Genomic DNA, 11332 nt, shown 5'->3' with positions numbered 1-11332 from the left:
CCTTAAAGTGCCTGAAAATAACGAATTTTAGAAAGGCTTTTCAGGCCATCAAAATAGAGTTGTTGATATTCAATAGAGAGATTCAATTCATCCATATAAGCTTGAATGACGTCAATAAAGGGACGAGTATTTGATTGATAGCTTTGTACTAAAGCCTCAGCACGTGACTTAGCTTGCTTTAATAAGCTATTTTTATAACGTAATTGACGTGAAGCAAGCTGCTGATAATTAACAATTTCAGCTTTAAGTTGAGCATTGAGTTGACGTATTAAAAGGCGATGTTCCGCTTGTTTTTGACCTTTGTTATGTACTGCAGCAATCATTTGCTGATCTTGACGTTGATCAGTAAAAATTGGCAAGTCCATAGAAACAAAACCACTCAGTAAATCAGGTCGAGCGCTGCCGTTATCAAACTCAGACAAACGATGTCCATAACCCAATTCAACTTTAAAGCTTGGCTTATAACTCTGCTTTGCTAAATCAACACCGCTGTCAGCCACTAAAATATTTTGTTTTAATGCTAATACCTTAGGATGCTTAGTTAATAATTCATAATGCTCTATATTACGTGTTTCACTAGCCTTGATATAAGTTAAGGTATCAGCCCAAGCTGGTATAGTGGTTGGTAATTCTTGATAAGCTAATTGCCCTATCCATTCACTTAATAAACTACGATAGGTCAATGAATGCTGTGATAATTTAGCTAATTTTTCATCTAATAATCCCAGTTCAATATCTGCATTAATGAGATCTTCATTTTCAATAAGACCTAATGAATATTGTGATTCTAAGTCTTGATAAAGGCTGTTAAATAGCTGTTTATTTTGACTGACTAATTGAATAGATTTTTCAATAAAAAGGATGTTTAACCATAAATCACGTACTGTCTTTTTCACTAATAAGCGGCGCTCTGATCCTTGAAAAACAACCGTTTCCGATTGTAAATAAAAACCTTGTTTAGAGATAGCTAATGAATCACCTCGGCTAAATTGTTGAGCTATACCCACCGTTAACTGTGTCATTGGCTCATTATCAAGTGAAAAACTATCTGTTGGTAAATTGGCGACCCCTAGTTTTATTGTAGGGTCAGCTAATGTTGCACTGCTATTACCCTTTGCAATTAATGAGGCTTGTTGTGCTTCATAAACTTGTTGTCCTGGATCGTCTTGTAATGCGATTTGCTGTGCATCTTGTAATGACAACGCAGAAACATGCAATGTAACCACTGTGCATAACAGCACAGATAGATTAAAGATTTTCATCTATTTTCCTTTTATCCAATGAATGGATAACTAATTAATCTTTTAAAATACTGAATTGCGCTATCTCAAAAAAAAATAGATCGCGGCTTAAAAAATTAACTAAATAAAGGAGGACGGAAAAGACTTGAAGGTTGGGAATGAAGAGGTGAAATATTAAAAGATGGGTAATTAAATTGGCTGTAAGCCAATGATAAAATTTGATTGTTTTCGATAAAATGAGTCACAGAAACAACACTCATTAAGTCACAATCATTTTGACAATCATTCATGCTCATCATCTCAGTATTGCAATGACCAGAATCCATCATCATTTTGCAGTAACTAGCTGATTGAGTTTCACCTTTAGACAGCGCGACGGAAGCCATTACCTTTTGCATAAAAGTAATTTGAATCGTCAATATTAAAAGTAAAATGATAAGCTTTTTCATTAACTCAATGCTGCTCTTTATCTATCAGTGATTATTAAGTGTCTAAATTTCTAATAGCCATAACGACAAATATGACTTTATTAATTATTAAAGATAAAGCTTCCCCTAGGGGTAAGGTCAAACAATAACTTTAAAAATAGAGCGTTATCTTAAAATATCCTAAAACGATTTCTAAGCAACCTCTGATTTATCTTAAAAAGGTTGATTTCTATTGGTATTGATTCACTCTAGTCAACAATATACTTTATTGACTGCGTTTATTTACAATAAATTTGGTATTCAATAACAAAGAAATGCAAATAACTCTTCTATCATCTTATTCAAATTAAACATTAATGGAAAACTATGAATTCAAAGAATAACCCTATGGAATTAGATCTAGGACAAAAACATATTATTACACAACGAAGATATGAGGCTTTAGGAGCAATAAATGATTTTTTCATTGCAGTGTGGTTTTTAATTGGTAGTTTTTTCTTCCTCTCTGATTCTCTTGTTGAAAGTGGTACCTGGTTATTTATTGTTGGTAGTGCTCAACTATTGATTAAGCCTGTATTAAAACTAATTAGCTTGATACATGTAAAGAAAATTCATGACCAAAAACAAAAACAGAATAAATAACACAGTGATACGTCAAACAACTCAATCCTTAATAGTTTCTGTTTAGGCGAGCTTAAATAAAATTCAATAAAAGCTTAAGTATATAGTGAGTTTTAGCACGCTTAATTAATTTCAGTAAACTTCCAATAATTAATGCTCAGTAAACTTTCAGTTTACCTTCAGCGTTTCTTAAGCTTCGAAACATAATATTTCCGTATTATCTTATAGTGCGGAAATATCTATGAACATTAGCCACCTTAAAAGCCTTACCTTTTTACATCAACGCTCTTTAAATGTGAATACAATGGTATTGTTACTTGCCACCTATTTTGCAGTGCTCTTTAACCAACCTATTATTCAAAAGGTGTATGCTTTATCTAGTTATGACCTGCCTTTATATTTTATAAGTCATCTTTTACTGTTGGCCGCTTTTGTCATTATTTTTAGCTTATTAGCTTGGCCTTATGTATTTAAAATTATCTTCATCCCACTAGTGCTTTCCTCTGCATTGGCATTTTATGCAAGCAATAAATATAACGTAATGTTTGATTACACCATGATTGAAAATATTTTTGAGACAAACAGTAATGAAAGTGTTTCTTATATTAATATCAGCTCTGTTAGTTGGTTTATTGTGCTTGGTTTATTACCTGCTTTATTGCTATTGAAAATAAAAATAACGTACAACGGTAGCCTATTAAAAATGCTATTTATGAAAGCCGTCTTGTTGTGTAGCAGTATGCTTGTTATCTTAATAATTGCGGTTTTTTACTATAAAGATTACGCCTCTATTGGCCGTAATAATGCTTACTTAAATAAAATGATCAATCCAGCTCATGTTTATAATACTTACAAATATATTAAGAAAAACTACTTCAATAAAGCAATGCCTTATTCATTGTTAGGACAAGATGCGACCATCACATCAGCCAAAAACAGCAAACCAACATTAATGGTATTTGTTGTCGGTGAAACAGCACGCTCGCAAAATATTGCTTATAACGGCTATCAACGAAACACCAACCCTTACACAGAAAATATGGGGCTCATTTCATTTAAACATGTTCAAACCTGTGGCACAGCAACAGCGGTATCGTTACCTTGCTTATTTTCAAATATGAACCGTCCGGATTACAACAAACAAAAAGCGAACAATCAGGATAATGTGTTAGATATACTCAGCCATGCAGGCGTTGACGTTCGTTGGATAGACAACGATGGTGGTGATAAACAAGTCGCGAAAAACCTTGATAAAATTGACATCAATAAAAACGATAATAGCGACTTATGCAATAAACATAGTTGTTATGATCAAGTACTATTACGACAACTTCCTCGTTTAATCGCAAAGCAACCTGGTAAAGACAAGCTGCTTGCATTGCATTTAATAGGGAGCCACGGTCCTACCTATTATCAACGTTACCCACAAGACAAAACATTGTTTAAACCTGCTTGTGAACGCAGTGATATTGAAAATTGTAGCGACCAAGAAATCGTTAATGTTTATGATAATAGCATCGCTTATACTGACTATGTATTAGCTGAAACCATTACCTTACTGAAGCAGTATCAAGAAGAATATAACGTGGCACTTTTTTACTTATCTGACCATGGTGAATCGTTAGGTGAAAATGGCTTATACCTACACGGGACGCCTTATGTCGTTGCACCTGATCAACAAACTCATGTACCTTGGTTTATGTGGGCTAATGAGGCTTACTTTACTAATAAAAGCCTTAATAAAGCATGTTTAGAGCAAAAAGCAGCAAATGATTTTGTATCACATGATAATTTATTTCATACTTTATTAGGCTTTTACGGTGTAGAGACAAAACAAAAGAATAAAGACTTAGATATTACCTACTCTTGTAAGGCATAAATTGTAAAAAAAGTGATAAAAGCATCGATTAAAAAATATAGCTTAATGAATAGTGGTTAATCAATAGAGATAAAAAATGAAAATTTTAGTGGTTGAAGATTCCCAACATCTACGCAGAAGTTTAGTGGTAGGGTTAAGTAATTTAGGTTTTACCGTCGAAGCCACTGGAGATGGAAGTGAGGGGTTAAACCTCGCACTTTACAACCAATTTGATCTGATTATTTTAGATCTTATGTTACCTAACATTGATGGTATGACGCTATTAAAAACCATTCGCCAAGAAAATATACACAGTAAGGTCATTATTCTTTCAGCCCGAGTTACGGTAGATGACCGAGTTAATGGATTATTAGCAGGTGCTGATGATTACTTAGTTAAACCCTTTTCTTTTGATGAACTGCATGCACGTATCATGAGTATCCAAAAAAGAGGTGAAATATCGCACTTTAATAATGTCATCAAACAGAATGATTTTGTCCTTGATACTCAACAAAAAAGCTTTGCTTACCAAGACAACTTAATTGACCTGACTAAAAACGAATTCAAAATTATTGAAGTGATATTTAGTGCTAAAGGTAACGTGGTTAGCACCAGTAAAATAAGTGAATCTGTGGTGGGCCACTTTGATGAACTGTCTAAAAACAGTATTGAAGCGCACCTTTCATCGGTAAGAAGAAAGACCAAACAAGTGGGTGGCATACTGCCCATTAAAAATAGACGTGGTTTCGGTTATTTAGTTGAGCAATCATAATGAAATCGATTAAAAAGGACATTGTTCGTGCCATTACGATTATTCCTGCGATCATACTATTCACTATATTTATAGCAATTGATATTGTGTTAGATGATTGGGTAAATGACAAGTTTGATGAGTCATTAATCACTAAATCAAATTATTTAAAAACGTTAATAGAAGTTTATCCTAAAGGAGTTGAGTTTGATTTCTCAGATCAATTTATGCCTGAATTTGTCGATGCTAAAAGTACGCAATATTTTCAGCTATGGGTCGATGGTAAACCTTTTGAGCGTTCTAAATCTTTAGCTGAATACCCAGAAGAACAACTTGCAAAACAAGATCTCACTATTAATACTTTTAAAATCATTAATGTTGAGTTACCCGATGGACGTACAGGTCGTTCCATCATGAGCTACTTTCATCCACAAGTACCAAGTCGACTAAGAGGTGAAGTTGCCCCTTTCCAACATACCGCTTTCTTCACCGTCACCGTATCCGATGAAGATTTGTCTTGGGCATTGCTTGCTCTTGATATTGTATTCTGGCTAGTTTTTATCACCTTTATTATTGGTATGCGTTATCTTGTTATTTCTCAAATAGATAAAGGTCTAAAGCCACTTCTATTGCTCAATGACGAGATAGCCCACTTAAAAGTGGATAAATCAACCTCGTCTCTTAGAAAACTAACCGATGAACATATCGAAATAGCACCAATACGGGCTGAGTTATTACGCTTTATTGAACTATCGCAGCAAACGCTACAAGAAGAACAACGCTTATCGGCTGATATTGCACATGAACTTAAAACACCGATTGCAGAGATCATTAGCCTAAGTGAACTACATATTCAATATCCTAATGATCATCGAATCGCAGACAGTTACTCTCAAGATATGTTGTCCATTGCACAACGTATGAAACACATAGTAAATAACCTGATGATGTTAAATCAAAGTGACGAATATTTGTTAAAGCGACAAAACGAAAATGTCGAGTTAAGCGAGGAGATCAATGAAATTCTTTCATTTATCCAAAGCGATCATACTAATGCGAACGAAAGAATAAAAATTAAAAACTCCCTCTCTAAAACTATTGTTAATTTAGATATTATTAGCTTTAATATTATTATGACTAACTTAATAAATAATGCGCTTTTTCATAGTCCTGAGCACTCAGATATTAATTTAGAAATAACAAAAAATGCTCAAGGAAGAATTTATATAATACTACAAAACAGGTTAACCAATTTAATATCAGAAGCGCAGTTAAATAAAATATTTAAACCACTTTATCAAGTAGATTCATCTCGAACTAAGAACGAACATTATGGATTAGGACTCGCTATCGTTGAAAAACTGTGTTTAATTAATAGCTACGAAATTAAAGCAACGCTTCCTACACCTGACATTATAAAATTTAGACTCACACTTAATAAAATTGAACTCAGTTAAATGAAGCTAACGATAACTTTCTCTTAAACCTTGGTTTACCAATTATCATTTTTTAATGAAAAAAAATTATTCACTTGCTTTAAAAAAGATATTTGTTTAAAAAAAACACAAAAATAAAAGTATAAAATAAGACTATTTGTGGTTTGTTTTGAAAAATAATATATAAAATAGTGAAAAAAAACCAATTACACGATCAAGCACACATTTTATCCCCTGCTTTCGTGACCTATGTAATGCTAATAAATCTTTTCTTCCTTTACTCTTTCCTTAATAAAGTTTTAACAACATAAAAACTTTAAAGTAACAATTTAAGCTTTATCGATAATATTTTGATTCAAACTATAAAGTAAATTTTCAAAAAACTTGAGATGGCTCGGAATGATAGACAGATAAAGCTAAATATAAGCAACTAATTTTTAGCCCTTAAAAAGGAATGTAACGATGAAAAAACTATTTAAAACTGCATTAATTAGCGCAGGCTTACTTATGTCAGCAAGCTCTTTTGCAGCTGATTACCCTTCAAAAAACATACGTTTAATCGTGCCATTCGGAGCAGGTGGTGGTACAGATGCAGTAGGTCGTACATTAGCTAATAGCGCTAAAGATATTCTAGGTACAAGTATTTCAGTAATGAATAGAACAGGTGGTGCTGGTGCAGTAGGGATGAGTTTTGGTGCTCGTCAACGTGCTGACGGTTATACCCTTACTGTTGTAACACGTGAAATCGCTTCATTACCACAAATGGGATTAATGCAAAATACAGCAGACGATTTCAAACTAATTCGTATGGTTAACTTAGACCCAGCAGTTATTTTAGTACCAGCAGATAGCCCATTTAACACAGTTAATGATTTAGTAGCAGAAGCTAAAAAAATGCCAGGAAAAGTAAAATTCGCTTCAACGGCAGCACCAAACTTTTACTTAATGGCATTAGAACAAGACCAAGACATCAAACTTAATGCCGTGCCATACAACGGTTCTTCAGAAGCTATTCCTTCAGTATTAGGTCATCACACACAAGTAACAATGGTAACGCCAGGTGAAGCAATTGCTCAACTACGTTCAGGTCAACTTAAAGCGTTAGGTGTTATGTCGGAAGAGCGTATTTCTTACATTCCAGATGTACCAACATTAAAAGAGCAAGGTCTTAATGTTACAACGGGTACATGGCGTGGCATTGGCGCACCTAAAGATACGCCAGATGAGATCATTGAAATCTTAGGAAATGCATTTGACCAAGCAATGGCTTCAGCTGAATTTAAAGACTTTATGGCTAAAGGTGCAATGACTATTCACCCTCTTAAAGCACAAGAGTTCACTGACTTTGTAAAACAAGATACTGAATTACTTAGCAAGTTTATTAAATAAGCTTTATTAGATAAACCGTATCAATCAAAGCCAAGGCATCTACCTTGGCTTTTACCGTTTCATATTACTTAACAAATTTGTGTTTATTAGAGAGTTTATTATGCTCAACCGCAACATTTTCTTCCCAAGCCTAGTGATATTTTTGAGCCTCGTTTTTTTAGTGCTTATTTCGCAATTCGAAGAACCTAGGTATCAAGATGCACCCGTCGGAGCTGGTTTCTTTCCTGCCGTCATCGCTATTATTCAAATCATAATATGTAGCGTTTTAATCATTCAATACAAGAAAAAACAAAAACCACAGAAAGAAGTGACATTGATATCAAGCCACTCTATCTTTGGATTTACTTTTTTAATTGGTTACGCAGTGCTGATTACACTCGTTGGTTACTTACCTGCAAGTCTTATTGGCTTCACTTATTACCTTCTTTTTTATCGCGTTAAAAAGCCGCTTTATTACGTTACCGCGTGGATATTTGTATTCGCCATTTATTTTCTTTTTAGTGAAGTTTTTATTATTTCGCTACCGGAAGGTCTACTCTTTTTCTAGGTTATTATTATGATGGAATATTTACTTAATGGGTTTGCAGATGCGTTTAGTATGGCTGTCTTCCCTGTATTAGTTTTGGGTGTATTAGGCGGTGTTATATTAGGTGCATTACCTGGTTTAACAGCAACGATGGGCGTAGCAATATTATTGCCCTTCACTTTTGGTATGGCACCTACGCCAGCACTTGTTATGTTAATTGGTGTTTATATTGGTGGTATTTATGGGGGCTCAATTGCCGCTATTTTATTAAAAACACCTGGTACGCCAGCTTCAGCAGCAACCGTACTTGATGGTCATACAATGGCAATTAAAGGTCTTGCAGCGAAAGCGTTAAGCATCGCAGCTGTGGCGTCATTCATTGGCGGTTTAATTAGTACCATTGTGTTAATTGCTATTGCACCAATATTAGCTGATTTTGCATTACGATTTAATGCACCAGAATACTTTGCGCTGGCGTTGTTTGGTCTAACTATCATTGCCAGTGTTTCAGCTAAAAACATCATGAAAGGTTTACTCGCTGGTACGATCGGTTTATTAGTATCTATGGTTGGTTTAGATCCAATCAGTAGTGTACCTCGCTTTACTTTTGGCATATTAGATCTATACAGTGGCATTAATATCATCCCTGTATTAATCGGTTTATTCGCCATTTCAGAAGGTTTAAATCAATTAGAGAAATTATCGAGCGATACACAAGATATCCCACCTAAATTTGATTATAAGTTACTGAGTTTTTCAGATTTTAAGAAAATTTTACCTACTACTATCAAAAGTGGCTTAATAGGTACTTCAATTGGTTCAGTGCCGGGTGCAGGAGCTGACATTTCAGCTTTTGCTTGTTACAACGAAGCAAAACGTGTGGCTAAAAATCCAGAAGAATTTGGCAATGGTTCAATGCATGGTTTAGCTGCAGCGGAATCAGGTAACAATGGTGTAACCGGTGGTTCATTAGTACCACTGTTAACGTTAGGTGTACCGGGTGATGCGGTTTCAGCAGTATTGTTAGGGGCTTTAATTGTTCAAGGTTTAACACCGGGTCCGTTATTGTTTACTCAAAATCCTGAAATTGTTTATGGTATTTTTAGTTCGATGATCGTCGCGAATATCGTGATGTTAATTATTGGGTTTTTAGGTATTAGATTCTTCTGTCGTATTATAGAAGTGCCAAAAATAATCATGATCCCTATTATCATTTTCCTATCTGTTATTGGTGCTTACGCAATTAATAACTCTATGTTTGATGTAGGTATTGCGATTACATTTGGTTTATTAGGCTTTATATTAAATAAACTAGACATCCCATCGTCACCTATTTTATTAGCAATAATATTAGGCCCAATGGCAGAAACAAACTTAAGAAAATCCTTGATCTTGTATGAAGGTAGTTGGTCGTTCTTGTATGATCGTCCGATTGCACTCGCCTTTATTCTATTCGCCGTTTTCTCTGTTTATTCAACAATTAAACTGAAAAAGAAAGAGCGTTTAGCAGAAGAGAAAAAGTAACCTTTCCCTTATTTACATGATTAAAACTTTAAAAGGGGCATTATCTCAATGCCCTTTTTTGTATTCACTTAGCTACCTCAATCCTATTAATTCCAATCCATTTAGTACTAATACAATTAATAACGATAAAATTAAGGCTCTAAGTACTTATTTCTTTGTGGAAAAACCCTTATAAAAAAGCTTGTAAACAATCATCTCTATAGTCTTTTAAAGCCACTGTTATTTCATTAAAAGCAGCTTAAATAGAGTAATACCAATCAAACCAGATTATTGTTCAATATTGAGTTTTAACTTCTTTGAAAGAGGTTCAATAGCTGCTCCTTGGAAGAAAACGGAGATAAGCACAATAAAGAACACCATATTAACGATCGTCAATGAAGAACTCACGCCAGCAGCTGCAGGAATAAGAGCAAACACGATAGGTGTGGCCCCTTTAAGGCCAATAGAAGAAATAAATAAACGCTTTCTCCAACTCGCTTTAGGGAAGAATAAATAACAAATCTGCACCGCTAACGGTCTTGCTACAAAGATCAATAAAACAGCAGGTAATAACGAAGCATACAATACCTCAAATAAATGATGAGGGAAGATTTGTAATCCAAGTGCAATAAACATTAAGGCTTGGGCCAACCATGACAAACTATTAAAGAAATGTTTAGTCATTTCTTTTCCACGTTTAATGCCATTGCCCATCACAACACCCACAACATAAGATGCTAATAATATATTACCGCCAATGAATTCACTGCCGTAAGTGGCTAAGACAAAGCTGGCTAAAACAAACACAGGAATTAAACCATATTCTTCAAGCTTAATATGGTTAAGTAGCCATACCGCAACACGCCCAACAAAATACGCAACAGCAAGTGCACTGAATATTTGGGTAACGAGCTCAATACTAATTTGACTAGCAGAAACCCCGTTTTCGGGGGCAAGAGCAAGCTGTGTTAGCAACACAACTAAAATCAACGCAACAGGGTCATTTGTTGCTGATTCAAACTCTAATACGGTATCCGTTTGTTCTTTCAATTTAATTTTTTTAGATTGAAGAATTGAAAACACGGCCGCAGCATCCGTAGAAGAAACAATGGCGGCAAATAGTAAACAATGAATAAAGGAAAAGTCTAAAGTATACGAAAGTAATATGGAGAAAAATAACGTTGTTAGCAATACACCCAATGTTGATAATATGCCTCCCTCACGATAGGCCACACGAACACTTTCCTTGGACGTATTTAAACCACCAACAAAGACGATAATATTCAATGCAATACTGCCGACTAAGGAGGTTAAAGCAAAATTATCATATACAAAATTAAACTCCCCATTGCCAAATAATAAACCAACCCCCATGAAGATGAGTAAAGATGGGATACCAAAAGTCCGCGATGGATGATGTAAAAGAATACCAATTCCAATCAAAGCGGCAATACAAATTAGTATAAGTTGATATGACATTATTTCTTTTTTTTCCTTTATTTTGAATGTTTACTAAGGGTTATTTATGATTTATTTACGTTTTTTAAAAATTATTTGCGGTTAATACTACTTTTATTTC

General features: G+C 34.4%; 10 protein-coding genes. 7 read left to right on the top strand and 3 right to left on the bottom strand.

Annotated elements, in window-relative coordinates; all coding sequences use genetic code 11:
* Positions 1-2: 2 nt before the first annotated feature.
* Both V6255_RS03040 and V6255_RS03035 read right to left on the bottom strand, forming a co-directional pair.
* Complete coding sequence (locus tag V6255_RS03040; protein ID WP_341626822.1) at positions 3-1262, bottom strand: TolC family protein; 1260 nt, start codon at positions 1260-1262, stop codon at positions 3-5.
* A gap of 95 nt (positions 1263-1357) precedes the next feature.
* Positions 1358-1690, bottom strand: a complete 333-nt coding sequence (locus V6255_RS03035; RefSeq protein ID WP_341626821.1) for a hypothetical protein — start codon at positions 1688-1690, stop codon at positions 1358-1360.
* A gap of 345 nt (positions 1691-2035) precedes the next feature.
* Between V6255_RS03035 and V6255_RS03030 the strand changes: the two genes are divergently transcribed.
* From V6255_RS03030 to V6255_RS03000, 7 genes are all read left to right on the top strand, one after another.
* A complete protein-coding gene (locus tag V6255_RS03030; RefSeq protein ID WP_341626820.1) occupies positions 2036-2311 on the top strand; it encodes a YrhK family protein in 276 nt (91 codons plus the stop codon).
* A 220-nt stretch (positions 2312-2531) separates the two neighbouring features.
* A complete protein-coding gene (locus V6255_RS03025) occupies positions 2532-4169 on the top strand; it encodes a phosphoethanolamine--lipid A transferase (RefSeq protein ID WP_341626819.1) in 1638 nt (545 codons plus the stop codon).
* Between the two features lie 76 nt (positions 4170-4245).
* Positions 4246-4920: a response regulator transcription factor gene (locus V6255_RS03020; RefSeq protein WP_341626818.1), complete on the top strand. Its 675-nt coding sequence runs from the start codon at positions 4246-4248 to the stop codon at positions 4918-4920.
* Positions 4920-6356 carry a HAMP domain-containing sensor histidine kinase gene (locus V6255_RS03015; protein ID WP_341626817.1) on the top strand — a complete coding sequence of 479 codons (1437 nt, stop codon included), beginning with the start codon at positions 4920-4922 and terminating at the stop codon, positions 6354-6356. The genes V6255_RS03020 and V6255_RS03015 overlap by 1 nt, the downstream gene beginning before the upstream one ends.
* 441 nt (positions 6357-6797) lie before the next feature.
* A complete protein-coding gene (locus V6255_RS03010; protein WP_341626816.1) occupies positions 6798-7724 on the top strand; it encodes a tripartite tricarboxylate transporter substrate binding protein in 927 nt (308 codons plus the stop codon).
* Between the two features lie 100 nt (positions 7725-7824).
* Positions 7825-8271: a tripartite tricarboxylate transporter TctB family protein gene (locus V6255_RS03005; RefSeq protein WP_025565030.1), complete on the top strand. Its 447-nt coding sequence runs from the start codon at positions 7825-7827 to the stop codon at positions 8269-8271.
* Between the two features lie 9 nt (positions 8272-8280).
* A complete protein-coding gene (locus V6255_RS03000; RefSeq protein ID WP_341626815.1) occupies positions 8281-9774 on the top strand; it encodes a tripartite tricarboxylate transporter permease in 1494 nt (497 codons plus the stop codon).
* A 267-nt stretch (positions 9775-10041) separates the two neighbouring features.
* Here V6255_RS03000 and V6255_RS02995 read toward each other — a convergent pair whose 3' ends face one another.
* Entirely contained in the window at positions 10042-11232 is a 1191-nt protein-coding gene (locus V6255_RS02995; RefSeq protein WP_341626814.1) for a potassium/proton antiporter, read from the bottom strand.
* Between the last annotated feature and the right edge of the window lie 100 nt (positions 11233-11332).

Source organism: Psychromonas arctica, assembly GCF_038155225.1.
Classification (GTDB): Bacteria; Pseudomonadota; Gammaproteobacteria; order Enterobacterales; family Psychromonadaceae; genus Psychromonas; species Psychromonas arctica_B.
Note: the sequence above shows the minus strand (reverse complement) of the source record. Positions and strands in the feature narration are given on the sequence as shown.